Origin of the sequence: Chryseobacterium sp. W4I1 (assembly GCF_030816115.1) — a bacterium.
Classification (GTDB): Bacteria; Bacteroidota; Bacteroidia; order Flavobacteriales; family Weeksellaceae; genus Chryseobacterium.
The window spans coordinates 3,891,995-3,909,001 of sequence record NZ_JAUSXQ010000001.1 but is presented as its reverse complement, the minus strand read 5'-3'; the positions used below and the strand labels follow the sequence as shown (position 1 = coordinate 3,909,001).

Annotated in this window: 12 protein-coding genes and 1 pseudogene; 12 read left to right on the top strand and 1 reads right to left on the bottom strand. The window is 35.4% G+C overall.

The features are described 5' to 3' along the window. Nucleotides 1-24 precede the first annotated feature (24 nt). The 5 genes and pseudogenes from QF044_RS18175 to QF044_RS18155 all read left to right on the top strand — a co-directional run bounded on the left by QF044_RS18175 (nucleotide 25) and on the right by QF044_RS18155 (nucleotide 8,004). Nucleotides 25-2,472 (top strand): bifunctional UDP-N-acetylmuramoyl-tripeptide:D-alanyl-D-alanine ligase/alanine racemase, encoded by a 2,448-nt coding sequence (locus QF044_RS18175; protein WP_307270317.1) that lies wholly within the window; start codon nucleotides 25-27, stop codon nucleotides 2,470-2,472. A 2-nt stretch (nucleotides 2,473-2,474) separates the two neighbouring features. Beyond that, complete coding sequence (locus QF044_RS18170) at nucleotides 2,475-4,631, top strand: patatin-like phospholipase family protein (RefSeq protein WP_307270315.1); 2,157 nt, start codon at nucleotides 2,475-2,477, stop codon at nucleotides 4,629-4,631. 4 nt (nucleotides 4,632-4,635) lie between these two features. Continuing rightward, nucleotides 4,636-5,058: an rRNA maturation RNase YbeY gene (ybeY, locus tag QF044_RS18165; protein WP_307270312.1), complete on the top strand. Its 423-nt coding sequence runs from the start codon at nucleotides 4,636-4,638 to the stop codon at nucleotides 5,056-5,058. Between the two features lie 143 nt (nucleotides 5,059-5,201). Next, nucleotides 5,202-7,065: pseudogene (mnmG, locus tag QF044_RS18160) on the top strand (tRNA uridine-5-carboxymethylaminomethyl(34) synthesis enzyme MnmG). Between the two features lie 117 nt (nucleotides 7,066-7,182). Continuing rightward, entirely contained in the window at nucleotides 7,183-8,004 is an 822-nt protein-coding gene (locus QF044_RS18155) for a class I SAM-dependent methyltransferase (RefSeq protein ID WP_307270310.1), read from the top strand. A gap of 595 nt (nucleotides 8,005-8,599) precedes the next feature. On the opposite strand, the gene pgk is transcribed toward QF044_RS18155, so the two are convergent. Continuing rightward, nucleotides 8,600-9,790 (bottom strand): phosphoglycerate kinase, encoded by a 1,191-nt coding sequence (gene pgk, locus QF044_RS18150; protein WP_307270306.1) that lies wholly within the window; start codon nucleotides 9,788-9,790, stop codon nucleotides 8,600-8,602. Between the two features lie 554 nt (nucleotides 9,791-10,344). Here pgk and rpiB point away from each other — a divergent pair. From rpiB to tsaB, 7 genes are all read left to right on the top strand, one after another. Beyond that, entirely contained in the window at nucleotides 10,345-10,779 is a 435-nt protein-coding gene (gene rpiB / locus QF044_RS18145; RefSeq protein WP_307270303.1) for a ribose 5-phosphate isomerase B, read from the top strand. Between the two features lie 357 nt (nucleotides 10,780-11,136). After that, entirely contained in the window at nucleotides 11,137-13,290 is a 2,154-nt protein-coding gene (rnr, locus tag QF044_RS18140) for a ribonuclease R (protein WP_307270301.1), read from the top strand. A 64-nt stretch (nucleotides 13,291-13,354) separates the two neighbouring features. After that, on the top strand, nucleotides 13,355-14,041 hold the full coding sequence (locus QF044_RS18135) for a LysE family translocator (protein ID WP_307270299.1): 687 nt from the start codon (nucleotides 13,355-13,357) through the stop codon (nucleotides 14,039-14,041). Next, nucleotides 14,038-14,967 carry an LD-carboxypeptidase gene (locus QF044_RS18130; RefSeq protein WP_307270297.1) on the top strand — a complete coding sequence of 310 codons (930 nt, stop codon included), beginning with the start codon at nucleotides 14,038-14,040 and terminating at the stop codon, nucleotides 14,965-14,967. The genes QF044_RS18135 and QF044_RS18130 overlap by 4 nt, the downstream gene beginning before the upstream one ends. Nucleotides 14,968-15,011: 44 nt before the next feature. Then, nucleotides 15,012-15,383: a YraN family protein gene (locus QF044_RS18125; RefSeq protein WP_307270295.1), complete on the top strand. Its 372-nt coding sequence runs from the start codon at nucleotides 15,012-15,014 to the stop codon at nucleotides 15,381-15,383. Nucleotides 15,384-15,492: 109 nt separating this feature from the next. Beyond that, nucleotides 15,493-16,242, top strand: a complete 750-nt coding sequence (locus QF044_RS18120; protein WP_307270293.1) for an SDR family NAD(P)-dependent oxidoreductase — start codon at nucleotides 15,493-15,495, stop codon at nucleotides 16,240-16,242. 84 nt (nucleotides 16,243-16,326) lie between these two features. After that, a complete protein-coding gene (gene tsaB / locus QF044_RS18115) occupies nucleotides 16,327-17,007 on the top strand; it encodes a tRNA (adenosine(37)-N6)-threonylcarbamoyltransferase complex dimerization subunit type 1 TsaB (RefSeq protein ID WP_307270291.1) in 681 nt (226 codons plus the stop codon).

Here is a 17,007-nt window from a genome sequence, read left to right as displayed (position 1 = left end):
CAAAATAAAGTAGAAAGGGTACCAATGAACTATACAGTAAAACAAATTGCAGAGATCACCAATGCACAGATTATTGGTGAAGAAGGTATATTGATCAAAAATATAGCGTTTGACAGCAGGATTATTTATTCAACGAAAAATACGGCATTTATAGCGATCAATACGCATAAGAATTCCGGTGAAAAATTCATTGAATCTGCCATTGATCGCGGTATCAGTGTGATCATTTCTGAGCATCAGTATCCGCAGTTTGAAAATGTAACATGGATTATTGTAGAAAATTCTGTAGATTTTCTCCAGAAATTAGCGAAATATCATTTTGGAAATTCTCATCTTAAATCTATTGGAATTACCGGAAGCAACGGAAAAACTATCTTAAAAGAATGGTTATACCAATGTTTGTGGAATGAACTCCCGACGGTAAAAAGTCCAAAAAGTTTCAATTCTCAGATCGGCCTTCCACTCTCCTTGCTACAAATCAACAACTCTTATGAGTTGGGAATTTTTGAAGTAGGAATTTCAAAGCCTCACGAAATGGAGAAGCTGGAGAATATATTCCATCCCCAGATCGGTCTGCTTACCCATATTGGAAATGCCCACGCTGCTAATTTTAAATCTGAAGAAGAGCTTATTGATGAAAAAATAAAACTTTTTAAAGACTCTGAAGTTATTATTTATAATGGTGATAATGAATTAGTCAGCAATAAAATAAAGGAATTATATTCAGGTAGAAAATTAATTTCTTACGGGATTCAGACGGATAACCAGGTTTTCATTAAAGAAGGTATTTCCAGAGATGGAAATATTACGGTTGTTTACTTTGACGAAGAAATATCCTTTCCTGTTCACCAGAGAGACGAAGCTACTTTAACGAATGCTTTGGCTTTGATTACGGTTTTAAAAGAATTGAATATAGATAATCAAAAGATCGTCGAAAAAGTCAATGCTTTAAAAGCAGTGGAAATGCGACTGGAAGCAATTGAAGGAATTAAAAATAATATCATCATTAATGATTCTTTTAATCTGGATCTTGATTCTTTGAAAACGGCTCTTCAGTTTCTGAATGAATATAATAAATCTAAAAAGTCTCTTGTCTTAACAGATATCGTAGGAGTAAATTCTAATTCTAAAGAATTGTATGAGGAAGTTTCTGAACTTGTGAATGAACAGAAATTTGATTCTGTATTCTTAGTTGGTGAAGAAATATCTAAGTTCAGCGATTTTTTTAAATCTAAAACTTCTACTTTTGTAGATACCAAGGAGCTAATTGACAGTAAACGTCTTACTGAAATTGAAAATCAGATCATTCTGCTCAAAGGGGCAAGAAAATTTGAAATCGAGAAGCTTAAAGATATTCTAGAACTGAGAAAACATGATACAGTTCTGGAGATCAACCTGAATGCAATACTCCATAATATCAACTATCACAAATCGCTCCTTAAACCGGGAACGAAAATGATGGCTATGGTAAAAGCTAATGCTTACGGACTGGGCAGTTATGAGATTTCCGAATTCCTTCAGCATCATCATATCGATTACCTGGGCGTTGCTTACGCTGATGAAGGAATAGAGCTACGCAAAAAAGGGATTACTACTCCTATCATCGTCATGAATCCTGAACAGCACAGCTACGAAGCAATCATAGAATATAATCTGGAACCTGAAATTTACAGCTTCAGAGTATTGGATCTATTTTATGAAGCCGTACAGAAATCCGGGTACGATAAAAAATATCCTATTCATATAAAGCTTGAGACAGGAATGCACCGCCTTGGCTTTAAAGATTTTGAACTGGATCAGCTAAGCCAAACTTTAAGCCATAAAAATGTAAAGATTCAAAGCATGTTCAGTCATTTATCTTCTTCTGACATGCCTGAAGAAAAAGATTTTACACTCAAGCAATTTGAAGTTTTTGAAAAAAACTCCAGCTATCTCATTGAAAAACTAGGCTATACACCTTTACGCCATATTCTGAATTCTTCTGGAATAACAACCTATACTGATCATCAGTATGATATGGTAAGAATAGGGATAGGAATGATTGGGGAATCACCATGTAGTGAAATACAAAAACAACTTCAGTCTGTAGTAAGTTTTAAAACTGTAATTTCACAGATCTCAACAGTTGATACGGGAGAATCTGTAGGCTACAGCAGAAAATATAAACCTAACCATGCGGCAAAGATTGCTACCCTTCCTGTTGGCTATGCAGATGGAATTCCTAGATTGATAGGCAACCAGGTGGGAAATGTAGGGGTAAATAAAATTCTGGCTCCCATTGTCGGGAATCTCTGTATGGATATGATGATGATCAATGTAGATCATATTCCCAATGTAAAGGAAGGTGATACCGTCACCGTATTTAATGCAAAACCAAGTTTAAAAGAATTCGCAGATTACTGCAAAACAATCACTTACGAAGTATTAACATCCATCTCACCACGGGTGAAACGGATTTACATAAAAGACTAGTTATGAAAAAACTCCTGATCCTCCTTTTCATATTCCCACTCCTAATGATCCATTCCCAAGTGAAAAAGGATCTGGTCATTCCCAAAAACCCCAGAATAGGACTTTCCCTTGCGGGAGGCGGTGCCAAAGGTTTTTCTCACGTCGGAGTACTGAAAGTATTGGATTCACTTGGAGTAAAAGTAGATTATATCTCCGGGACCAGTATGGGGGCAATCGTGGGCGGTCTGTATGCTTCGGGGTATTCCGGAAAAGAAATAGAAAAGATCGTAATGGATACGGATTTCTATTCTCTGATCATGGATCCTAAATCCAGGCAGGAAACTTCTTTCTTTAATAAGTCTGTAGATAAATATCTTTTATCAATTCCTTTAAAGAACGGAAAAATAACCCTTCCCTCTTCTATTAGTTCAGGACAGCGTAATGTCTATCTTCTCAAAGAACTTTTTAAAAACGTTTCTAATATTGACGACTTTTCTACACTTCCCATTCCTTTTATGTGTGTTGCTACCAATCTGGAAAGTGGTAATATGCAAATTTTCGAAAAAGGAGATCTGGTACAGTCCATTATGGCAAGCTCAGCCTTTCCTTCTCTTATGGATCCGGTAAAAATCGGTGACAGTATTTATATTGATGGAGCGATGACGGTTAATTATCCTTCAAAGCCATTAAAAGACAAAGGAATCGATATCGTTATCGGTGTGGACCTTAATCAGGATTTATCGACGAGAGAGGATTTAAGCAACATTATTTCCATCCTTAACCAGGTTATCGATTTCGGGATTAAAAGAGATACCAGAAAACAGTACAAATACACAGATATCAATATTAAGCCAAACCTGAAGGGAATGTCAGCAACCAGCTATGATGACAAGAAAAAAATCCTTGACAGCGGCTATGTAGAAGGTATGAAATACACCAACATATTGGATCAGCTTCCCAAACGTCAGTTTGACCGCCTTAGAGAACGCGTAAATCCAATATATTCCAATGTATATAAGATTGACAGCATTTCGCTGGATGGCGGCAAAATATACGGTAAAAACTACGTTCTGGGGAAAATGGCGCTCAGACTGCCTTCTATGCAGACTTACGGCAGCATTAATAAGAAGATCGATAAGCTTGTTGCTACCAATAATTATCGTTTTATCAATTATGATATTATCCCGGAGAATGATGCCAATTATCTTAAACTCTATGTTACAGAAGATGAAGCCCGTCACTTTGTAAAAGTTGGACTGCATTACGACGAAGTTTTCAAAACAGGGCTTTTACTTAATTATTCGGGAAAACGTCTTTTATTTAAAAATTCAAATCTTTCTCTTGATGTTATCGTGGGAGATCAGCCAAGGTATTACCTTAATTATTTTATCGATAACGGCTATATTCCAGGTTTTGGTATTTACTCCTCAGGAATGAGCTTCGGGATCAAAAATGTAGACAATAATGTAATTGATAAATGGGAATGGTTCAGGAATGAAGCATACATTCAATCGGTATGGAGGGATAAATTTGCTGTTGGCGGTGGGATAAGTCACGATTATTTCGGAGCCGAAATAAACGGCGAACATGAGAGATATATGCGTTTTTTAAACCCATATGTATTCTTAAAAAGTGATACTCAGAATGACAAAGACTTTCCTTCCAGAGGAGTATATATTGCTGCAGAAGGTAAGGTAATTGATCTCTTGAAATCTGAAGTAGAAAAAAGAATCATTCAGGTAAAAGCTGATGTAAGGATTAACGTTCCCCTATCCAAACAGTTTACTTACCGTCTTAATCTCTATGGAGGAATCACAATTGGAGACAATCTTCCGGAGTTTTACCAGTACAGACTGGGTGGGATATTTGAGCAGAATCTGATTAATTTTAAAAGCTTTGGTGGCTTTTATTTTGCTCAGTTGAACACTAATAATGTTGTTCTTATCTCAAATGACCTTCAGTTTAAATTTAATAAAAATTATTTTATCAGCGGGAATTTCAGTTTTGCTAATCTTTCGGATGATATCAATTTTGAAGATGCAGTTAAAGTAAATTACAGTTCTGTAGGACTTACTGCCGGCTATAAATCTCCTTTCGGGCAGATTAAAATCAATTTTAGCCATTCACTTAAAAACAATCAAAAAGGCATATTCAGTGTTATTTTAGGACACTGGTTTTAATACAATGATACAATTCTTTTACGAAAACTTACAGGAATCTGTCAATACAGATTATCAACAATGGTTGGAAGATATTATTCTTTCAGAAGGAAAAAAAATAGGCGAAATCAACTATATTTTCTGTGATGATGAGTATTTGCTCAAGATCAATCAGGATTATCTGCAACACGATTATTATACTGATATCATCACTTTTGATTATGTAAAAGGCAAAACAATAAGCGGCGAGATTTTCGTATCTTTGCAGCGAATTTCAGACAATGCTTCTACTCTATCCAGAGATTACGAAGAAGAATTAAAAAGGGTTCTTGCCCATGGTATTCTTCACCTCGCAGGTTATAAGGATAAGACTGAAGAAGAAGAAAAAGAGATGCGCAGAATGGAAGATCTTTATCTGGTTAAATTCAGGGATTTAGATCTTGAATAATTAAAGAATTACTTAAGGAACAATCCGTAAAGTACTATAAGATAGATACAATTAACAATCATCTAGAGCGCATTTTCCAAAAATGTTTCACGTGAAACATCGATAGAAAAAGATTAAATTAAAGCTTTAAATAGCAATATAAAATGATTTCAGAAACGTATGATGTAATAGTAGTAGGTGCCGGACATGCAGGTTGTGAAGCTGCAGCTGCAGCCGCCAATCTTGGTTCAAAAACCCTACTTGTTACAATGAATATGCAGACCATCGGACAGATGAGTTGCAACCCCGCAATGGGAGGAATCGCAAAAGGACAGATCGTAAGAGAAATTGATGCTATGGGAGGATACTCCGGAATTATAGCAGACAAATCTGCCATCCAGTTCAAAATGCTGAATCTTTCCAAGGGCCCTGCGATGTGGTCTCCAAGAACTCAAAATGACAGAATGCTTTTTGCAGAAGAGTGGAGACTTGCATTAGAAAATACACCCAATCTTGATTTTTTTCAGGATATGGTGAAACAGCTTATTGTAGAAAATAATAAGGTAACCGGAGTTGTTACTTCTTTAGGAATAGAGATAAAAAGCAAATCAGTTGTTCTTACTAACGGAACATTTCTTAACGGATTAATTCATGTTGGCGATAAACAATTAGGCGGAGGAAGAATGGGTGAACCGAGAGCATTTGGAATTACAGAGCAATTGGTAAGCTTAGGTTTTGAAGCCGGAAGAATGAAAACAGGAACTCCTCCCCGTGTAGATGGAAGAAGTCTGGATTATTCTAAAATGGAGGAACAGAAAGGAGATGAAAATCCTCAGAAGTTCAGCTACACAGATACTCCAAAATTAACAAAACAGTTAAGCTGCCATATCGTTTATACGAATGAAACGGTACATGATATTTTACGTGAGGGATTTGATAGAAGCCCAATGTTTAATGGCACTATTCAGAGCTTAGGACCAAGATATTGTCCGAGTATCGAAGATAAAATCAACCGTTTTGCAGAAAGAACAAGACATCAACTTTTCGTAGAACCGGAAGGATGGAAAACTGTAGAAATCTATGTCAACGGATTCAGCTCTTCTCTTCCTGAGGATGTACAGATTAAAGCAATGAAGCATATTCCAGGTTTTGAAAATGTAAAAGTTTTCCGTCCTGGTTATGCTATCGAGTATGACTACTTCCCTCCCACCCAATTAAAACATACTTTAGAAACAAAATTGATTGACAATTTATATTTTGCAGGACAAATTAACGGTACTACAGGATATGAAGAAGCAGCCGGCCAAGGTTTAATAGCGGGTATTAATGCTCATAATAAAGTACATGAAAAAGAAGATTTCATCCTGAACAGAGATGAAGCTTATATTGGTGTACTTATTGATGATTTGATTACTAAAGGAACAGAAGAACCTTACAGAATGTTCACATCACGTGCAGAATACCGGCTTTTATTAAGACAGGATAACGCAGATATCAGAATTGACTGAAAAAGCTTATCAGTTAGGACTTGCAAAAGAAGACAGATTAAGAAAAGTTGAAATCAAAGTATCTGAAAGTCAGAAACTTGAAGACTTTTTAAGAGAAACTTCTTTAAAGCCTGGAATCATCAATCCTATTCTCGAAAGCATTGAAAGTAATCCTGTAGACCAAGCTTACAGAGCATCACAGTTTCTTACAAGACCAAATATTACACTAGAAAAGCTTGATGCAATTGATAGTATTAAAGAATTTTCTTCCCAGTTTGATGATGAAGTAAGAGAACAGGCAGAAATCAATATTAAATATAAAGGATATATTGAAAAGGAAAAAGAAAATGTTGCCAAGCTAAACCGTTTAGAAAACATAAAAATTCCTGAAGATTTCGACTATAAAAGTATTTCCAGCCTTTCTTTGGAAGCAAAACAGAAAATGTCCAATGTAAGACCTAAAACTATTGCACAGGCAGGCAGGATCAGTGGTGTTTCACCAGCCGATATAAACGTTTTACTGGTGTATTTAGGACGTTAAATCGAAAATGTTTCACGTGAAACATTTATAAATTAAAAGCAAAAATTAAGGTGTTTATGTCCTTTTAAATATAAGTCATAAATACCTTAATTTTAAAATATCAAGATATTAAGATCAATGAGAATAAAGGATCATTTTCTTTCACAGGAAATATTTGAAATAAAAGAAACAGAAACAAAAGGGGTTTTCAAAACCACCCCTACTCCGTCCAATATTTCTAAATATTACGAAAGCGAAGATTATATTTCCCATCACCAGGACTCCGGGAGTTTAAAAGAAAAGTTATACAAATTCTTACAGTCTTTTAATCTTAAATACAAGAAAAATATTCTTGCAGATAGAATAAAAAAAGGGTCTAAAGTTTTGGATTACGGTTGCGGTGCGGGAGAATTTGTCAAGTATATAGAAAATGATTTTGAAACTTTTGGTTTTGAACCTGATGCGGATGCAAGAAAAGCTGCAATTAATAAAATTTCCAAAGCATCAATTATTGATACACTTCAAATAATTCCTGATAAAAGTTTAGATGCAATTACCTTATGGCATGTATTTGAACATATAGAAAACCAGGATGAAATGCTTGAAATATTTCACGGGAAATTAAAAGATAAGGGACTCCTCATTATTGCTGTTCCCAATCCTACTTCCTATGATGCAAAACATTACAAAGAATATTGGGCCGCTTATGATGTACCGAGACATATTTATCATTTCTCTAAAAATGGTATGGAAAATCTAATTGCCAAAAAACCGGATTGGAAAATGAGAAAAATCAAACCGCTGGTCCTTGACTCCTTTTACATCTCTATGTTGAGCGAAAAATACAAAAAATCATCGCTTTTTTGGCTAAAAGCGGTCATCTACGGAACGATTTCTAACGTAAAGGCACTTTTTTCAAGCGAATTTTCAAGTTTGATATACATTATCGAAAAAAGATAGAAAATCGATTTTTGAGCCATTTCTGAAGGTCAATTTTCACCTATTTCGACTTAAAAAACAAAAACCTGTAGAATTTTCCGGGTTTCTTTTTTGGATTTATATAAGATCGGAAACTCGAAAAAGGAAAAATGAAAACTCCCCTACTCCATTCCTTTCAAAAATAATAGAAAAAAATTGGAGAGCGCACTAATTTATAGTCAGTTCAATATTGCTGAAAAATAAAATTGACAATTTCAATTTTCAAATGAAAATCCACGACATAAAAAATTGGGTTGTAAAATAAAATAGAAACTATAGTCTTATCTTTTCAAAAAAAGTAAATTGAACATAAAAAGCTAATCACATGAAAAAAATAATTCTTCGCAAAATTTTCCTTTAGACCCATATTTTATCCGAAAAATTAAATTTTCAGTAAAACCGCAGATATCCACATCTTTTTAACAAAATAGGAAATTTAGCACTGATTTTGGAAAATCAACAATAACTCACTCTACTTTCAAAATTTGAAGGGAAAAATTTAAAATTCAATAAATTCATTCTTCCACAAAAAAAAACCGTCATTCATGACGGTCTCCTATATATAAAAAATAAAATTCTATTTATTGATAGCAGCAACTCCCGGGAGTTCCAAACCTTCCAGACTTTCCAACATCGCTCCTCCACCCGTAGAAACATAACTTACTTTGTCGTCATAACCGAACTGCTTTACAAAAGCAACACTGTCACCACCACCTACTAAAGAGAACGCACCTAATTTTGTAGCTTCAGCAATACTGTCACCAAGAGCAATAGTCCCTCCTGCAAAGTTTGACATTTCAAAAACTCCGATCGGTCCATTCCAAAGAATAGTTCTGGAATTTAAAAGAACATCATTGAACTGGTCTCTCGATTTGTGACCGGCATCAAGCCCCATCCATCCTTCAGGAATTGCATAAATATCCGCATCTTTTCTTTCTGCATCATTATTGAAAGCTTCCGCAATAATAACATCAGAAGGAAGATACACTTTAACTTTATTTTCTTTAGCCTTTCCTAAAATTTCAAGAGCCAAAGGAAGTTTATCCTCTTCTACCAATGAGTTTCCGATTTTTCCGCCTAAAGCTTTAATAAAAGTAAATGCCATGCCTCCTCCAATGATCAGATTATCTATTGCAGGAAGTATATTTTCTATAATGGTAATTTTAGTTGAAACCTTAGAGCCTCCTAATATGGCAGTTACAGGTCTTTCTCCTTTTCTTAAAACTTTATCAATAGCCTGAAGCTCTTTATTCATCAATAAACCGAAAAATTTAGTTGATTCAAAATATTGAGCGATAACAGCTGTAGAAGCGTGTGCTCTGTGGGCGGTACCGAATGCGTCATTTACAAAAGCATCTCCAAGTTTTGAAAGCTTTTCAGCAAATCCTGCATCACCTTTCTCCTCTTCATTGTGAAAACGCAGATTCTCTAACAATAAGATCTCTCCCGGCTGAAGCTCAGAAGCAGCCTTTTCAGCCTTTTCTCCGATACATTCATCCACAAACTTCACTTCTTTTCCAAGAACGGCAGAAACTTCATCTACGATATATTTAAGAGAAAATTCGTCTTTCACTTCGCCTTTCGGTCTTCCCAGATGGGTCATTAAGATCACAGAACCTCCATCATTGAGAATTTTTTCAACTGTAGGTTTCACAGCTGCAATTCTTGTATTGTCTGTCACTTTTAACTGATCATCCTGCGGAACATTAAAGTCCACTCTTACCAGAGCCTTCTTGTCTTTAAAATTGAAATCATTGATTGTTTTCATAAATATCGTTGAATTTTCGTTTCACAAATGTAAGCTTTTAAACTTTTTCAACAGATCCGAAAAAACAAAACTTTTTGAAAACTTTCCCCCAACCCAATCACCCACTAATCAACAATTTTTTTCTCTTTAAAGAAAAGAATAATGTAGTTGTTGTTGAGTGTTGTTAGTTTCGGGGATAAGTTTTATCAAAATAATTGGTAACAAATAATTTTTATTCAATTCATATTTAATTCACATTGTAATATATTGTAAATCTGCTTTTTCACAGACTTATTAACAGATGTGAATAACTTCCCCACAAAACAATTATTAGTAATTTAATTATGGAAAAAGTTCGGATTAACTGAAGAAAACAATTTGAAAGTTGTGACTAAAATTTCCGAATACATTTCCCATTACGAAATAAATTCTTCTTTAAAAACAGAAAGTTGACAAAAGTTTTCCACACTTATTAACAGACCTTTTCACAAATTACTCCCGATTAACTAACAGACTTTGTTATTATTCTTACCTTTGTCATGAAATAAAATCTAAAAAGACTTAATACAGGTATTATGAAAAGAAAAATAGCTATTGCTGCAGACCATGCAGGCTATGAATACAAAGAGATTGTTAAGAACTTTCTTTCAGAACGATTTGAAGTTCAGGATTTTGGAACGTTCTCCACAGACAGTGTGGATTATCCGGACTTTGTACATCCTGCCGCAACCTCTGTGGAAAATGGTGAGAATGAATTGGGAATTTTGATCTGCGGAAGTGGAAACGGTGTACAGATCACAGCAAACAAACATCAGAAGATAAGATGTGCTCTTTGCTGGATGCCCGAGATTGCTGTACTTGCCAGACAGCATAATGATGCTAATATGATTTCCATGCCTGCGAGATTTATTTCTAAGGAAGTGGCTATGGAAATTGCCGATAAATTTCTATCTACAGATTTCGAAGGTGGAAGACACCAGAACAGAGTAGATAAAATTGCTGTTTGTTAAAATATAAAGGCTTGTAAATCAAATTACAGGCCTTATTTATTTTTTATTTTATATCTTTGCAGTAATCAATAGAACTTACCAGTCTATTATTTCCATACACAACCTGAAATATTTTAAGAGATATTTATTCAAAGGTTTCTCCCCTCTTCTCCAGATTTATAGTAATTTTATACAAGCTAAAGTTTCCATTAAAAAGTATTTGGAAGGAAAATTGATGCTTTGGATTATAAAAGAAATATAAAACAATAACCAATAAAGAAGTAATAATTCCTGAAAGTGATTTTATTCAAATGTCTCCTAATACGGAGATTTCAAAAACAGATTATTACAATAATAACAATTAAATAACATTAAAAAATGCCAAGAAAAGGTAAATATATAAGCCATAAAAACGAACAGAAACTCATAGAGATCGGAAGACTGATCCTGCGTTTCATGAATACGAATTCGTCCAAGATCTATAATTATAAACAGATTGCAGACGGAATAGATTATAAAAATCCCCGCCAGAGAGAACTGGCCATCCAGGCCCTTCATAAACTTCAGGGTTCTGAGAAAATAAAAGAGGTGGAAAAAGGAAAATACATCGTTAATCTTAAGATTGCAGGAACTTTGACCGGAATCATCGATTTCAACCAGTCTGGAAATGCTTATGTTGATGTAGAGGGTGTGGATGATGATATCTTTATTCATTCCAAAAATGTGAAAGATGCCCTTCAAGGAGATAAAGTTCTTATTATAACATATCACTTCAAAGGAAAGAAACTTGAAGGTTCCGTGCTGGAGGTTCTTGAAAGAGCAAGAACTGAATTTGTGGGTACATTTCAGCTTGTGGCTCACAAAGATTTTGGATTTGTAGTGTGTGATAAAAAAACAATCAATACTGATATTTTTATTTCAAGAGCCAATTTCGGAGGCGCTGAAAATGGGGACAAAGTAGTTGTAAAAATGACAGAATGGAGACCGGGAGACAAAAATCCTCAGGGAGAAATTATCCAGGTATTGGGTGCTCCGGGTGAACATGAAACAGAGATTCACTCTATTCTTGCAGAATATGGTCTTCCGTATGAATTTCCAGAGGAAGTAGAGCGTGATGCTGATAAGATCGACAGAAGAATTACAGATGAAGAAGCTGCAAAACGTTGGGATATGCGTGATATCTGTACATTCACCATCGACCCTAAAGATGCAAAAGATTTTGATGATGCACTTTCCATAAGAAAATTAGAAAACGGAAACTGGGAAATCGGGGTGCATATTGCAGATGTATCTCATTACGTAGTTCCGGGAACTATACTGGATGATGAAGCTTACAAAAGAGCCACTTCCGTATACCTTGTAGACCGTGTGGTTCCTATGCTTCCCGAAGTTTTGAGTAATGATGTTTGCTCACTTCGTCCCAATGAAGATAAATATACTTTCTCCGCAGTTTTTCAGCTGAATGATAAAGCAGAAATTCAGAAACAGTGGTTCGGAAGAACGGTCATTCACTCAGATAGAAGATTTACTTACGAAGAAGCTCAGGAACGTATAGAGACGGGTCAGGGAGATCTTGCAGAAGAAGTCAATACCTTAGATAAATTGGCCAAAATTATGCGTGATGAGCGTGTAAGAAATGGTGCCATTACATTCGACAGAAGTGAAGTAAGATTTAATCTGGATGAAAATAATTCGCCGATTGGAGTGTACTTTAAAGTTAGCAAGGATTCCAATCACCTGATTGAAGAATTCATGCTTTTAGCCAATAAAAAAGTATCCGAATTTGTTTCATTGAACAGTAAAGGAAATGTTTCAAACAATACCTTTATTTACAGAGTCCACGATGATCCGAATCCTACAAAGCTGGAAGCATTAAGGGATTTTGTTTCCACTTTCGGCTATAAAATGAACCTTGACAATACTAAGAAGGTTGCCGAATCTCTAAATAAACTTCTTGCTGATGTCAAAGGAAAAGGAGAAGAAAATATGATTGAAACACTGGCTATGAGGAGTATGAGCAAAGCTGTATATTCTACAGAACCTATCGGTCACTATGGTTTAGGTTTCGAATATTACAGCCACTTTACCTCTCCTATCCGTCGTTATCCCGACCTACTTGCCCACCGTCTTTTACAACATTATCTTGATGGAGGTAAATCTCCGAGCAAACAGGAGCTTGAAGACAAAGCAAAGCATTGCAGTGCTATGGAAAGATTGGCTGCTGATGCAGAAAGAGATTCTATCAAGTTTATGCAGGTGAAGTTTATGGAAAAACACCTTGGAGAAACCTTTACAGGAGTAATCTCAGGCGTTGCAGAATTCGGATTCTGGGTAGAAATTCCTGAAAATGGCGCCGAAGGTTTAATCAAATTAAGAGACCTTGTAGATGATTCCTATTCTTATGATGCCAAAACCCATGCGGTATACGGCCATAAAACCGGTAAAAAGTATCAGTTAGGAAATGAAGTTCAGATCAAAGTAGTAAAAGCAAACCTTATTCAGAAACAGTTGGACTTTAAGATTGTTGATTAATTAAATCATAAAGTATAACTTTGTATAAAAGGGATGAAATTTTTTTCATTTAAAATACTATTGAATGTTTGAACTTGTACTTTCTGCCGTTGTCTTAGGATTTATGCTAAGCCTGGTTTTTATAGGACCTATTTTTTTCCTGTTAATTGAAACCAGTTTTTCCAGAGGACCAAGACACGCTCTGGCACTGGACCTCGGAGTTATTACGGCAGATATATTATGCATTGTTGCTGCTTATTATGCAAGTGCAGATATTGTTACTTTAATAGATAAACATCCCGGATTTTACAGGATCACATCTATACTTATATTTGTGTACGGAATCGTCATGATAGTCACCAAGACCAAAATGCATATGTCCGGTGAAGAAAGAATCATTGGCCAGAACTATTTTAAAACGTTTTTCAATGGTTTTTTCTTCAATCTCTTGAACGTTGGTGTTATCCTTTTCTGGCTTGTTACGGTGATTTCCGTAAGAAACCAATATCCTGATACCAGCAGTTTTATTCTTTATGTAAGCATAGTCATTGGCACTTATCTGTGTATTGACCTGGCCAAAATATTTTTAGCAAAACAATTTCACGATAAACTTACCCAGAAACTCGCCAACAAAATCAGAAGGATTGTAGGTGGGATTCTTATTGTTTTCAGTTTCTTTATATTTCTGCAGAGCTTTAAGAAATTCAATCAGTTCGACAGACGTTTAGAAGAAGCTGAAAAAAAAGAAATCAAGTATCAAAAAACACAATGAAAAAGATAATCTTTCCAAAAGCCCTTAAAAAAGGAGCCAAAATAGCGGTTATTTCCCCTGCCGGAGCTGTAGATGCTACCCAACTTGAAAAAGGAATAGAAATGATTAAAAGCAGAGGTTTTGAGCCTGTTTTAGGTGAGCATCTGTATGCAAAGTTTTCAAATGGGTATAATTATGGAGGAACAGAGCAGGAAAGAATAAAAGATATCAACTGGGCTTTAAACGATCAGGATATTTCTGCAATCTGGGCTTCCAGAGGAGGCTACGGATGCCAGCATCTCATTCAGCATTTGAATCTGAAAAGTTTTACAGAAAATCCAAAATGGTACATAGGATATTCTGATAATACTGTTATACAAAGCTATTTATTGAAAAAAGGTTTCGCATCTATTCACGGACAGACCATCAAAACATCCAGCTTTGGAGTGACAGATAAAGCTTATGATCTGATCTTTGATATTTTAAAAGGAAAAAGTCCTAAATACGCTTTAAAATCAAATCAATTTAATAAAGCAGGGAATATTGAAGGAGAGCTGGTTGGAGGTAATTTAGCCTTAATCTATGCTCTTTTAGGAACGAAATATTCTTTTGACTTTAAGGACAAAATTTTATTCATTGAAGATATAGGAGAGAATTTCTATGCCTTGGATCGAATGATCATGAGCCTGGAATTAGCCGGAGTTTTCACTAAAATAAAAGGATTAATTATTGGTGGAATGACCAATATGGGTGATGAAAAAGAAAATAAAAGCTATGAAGAAAGCTTCGATGAATTTGCCTATAAACTGATCTCAGAGAGAATTTCAAAATATAAATTTCCTGTTGTTTTCGGATTTCCAAACGGACATATTAAAGATAACAGACCTCTGATTATTGGTGGAAATGTGAAATTACAGGTTAAGGATAAAGTTAAGATTGAGTTTTAAAAAAGAACAATTTCCATAAACGCTTCTACTCTCAAACTTGAAAGATGGCAACTCACAACGATTTCGGTAAAATAGCAGAAGATCTTGCAGCTGAATATCTGCAGAAGAACGGCTACAAAGTGATTACCAGGAATTTTCGGTTTCAAAAAGCTGAAATTGATATCATTGCTGAAAAAGAGGACCTGATTATTATTGTAGAAGTAAAGGCCCGTTCTACTGATGCTTTTATGCTGCCTCAGGAAGCAGTCACAAAGTCTAAAATTAAGTCTATTGTAACAGCGGCTAACCATTATCTTGAAGAATTTAACAGGAGTAATGAAGTGAGATTTGATATTATTTCCGTGCTTCCTGATAAAAAAAAGAAACTGACCATTGAACATATAACTGATGCTTTTGAAGCATTTGATGCCAACTGATTATAATAATTTAACAATCTGATAATGTACCAGTGTAACAATAGTCAAATCCACGATCTGCCATTGTTACATTGATAAACTGATACATTGCTACATTAAAAAAGAAATTATGAAAACAATACTCATCACCGGAGCTACCTCCGGAATAGGAAAATCAACTGCCGAGCTACTGGCAAAACAGGGAAACAGAATGATTATCTGTGGCAGGAGAAATGAAGTTTTAGAATCAGTAAAAGCTGAACTTTCCCAGTACACCGAAATATTTAGTTTATTATTTGATGTAAGGAATCTGGAAGAAGTTGAAAAAGCAATCAATTCGCTTCCTGAAGAATGGAAAGCTATTGATGTTTTGATCAATAATGCTGGAAATGCTCACGGTTTAGAGCCTCTTTCTTCCGGAAATACAGCGGATTGGGATTCCATGATCGATGGGAATGTAAAAGGACTTCTATATGTTTCCAAAATGATTATTCCTTCCATGAAAGAGCGGAATACAGGGCATATTGTAAACATTAGTTCAGTAGCAGCAAGACAGACCTATGCTAATGGTACGGTATACTGCGCAACTAAAAAAGCAGTTGATGTAATTTCTGATGGAATGCGTTTGGAGCTTACAGAATTCGGGATCAAAGTGACCAACATTCAGCCGGGAGCTGTGGAAACAGATTTTTCTCTGGTAAGGTTTAAAGGAGATAGTGAAAGGGCGTCTACCGTATATGCGGGATATGAAGCATTAAAAGCTGAAGATATTGCTGATGCCATTGCTTACTGCGTAAATGCTCCAAAACATGTTATGGTTTCATATATGACTATTTATCCAAGTGCACAGAGTGAACCGAGAACCATTTACAGAAAATAGTCTCAAAATAAAGGCATAAATTTGCAGAATATTCAGGGTAATTTTGTCTTTTGCCATTTTACCTTTTAGCTTAAAATTAAAGAAATGAAAATCCTATATCTGGAAACCTCTTCCAAAAACTGTTCTGTAGCTATTTCAGATGATGAAAATCTCTTATGTCTCTGCGAAGAAGTTTCGGAAAACTATAAGCAGTCTGAGAGCCTTCATACTTATGTAGAATGGGCACTGGAGGGTGCGGGGCTCACCATGAAAGATATTGAGGCTGTTTCGCTGGGTAAAGGACCGGGTTCTTATACCGGATTGAGAATTGGAGCAGCTTCAGCAAAAGGTTTCTGTTATGGACTGAAAGTTCCGCTGATAGCTGTAAATTCGTTAGAAAGCATGATAGAGCCTTTTTTAAGTGAAAACTATGATTATATAGTGCCATTGATCGATGCAAGGAGGATGGAGGTCTATACGGGCGTTTATGATGGCAATACTGGAAAAGAATTGTCCCGGACCGAAGCGAAGATTTTAGATGAAACTTCGTTCGAAGAATTTAAAGATAAAAAAGTGGTTTTTGTAGGTGACGGCGCAAAGAAAGCGAAAGAAATCCTGGATCTTCCTCAGGCAGATTTCAGAGATGATTTATATCCTTCCGCACAATACCTGATCAAAAAGACCATCGAAAAGATAAATCAAAAAGACTTTGAAGATATAGCCTATTTTGAACCGTTCTATCTCAAAGATTTCCATGGGGTAAAGAAAAAGAAAAGCGAAGATTAA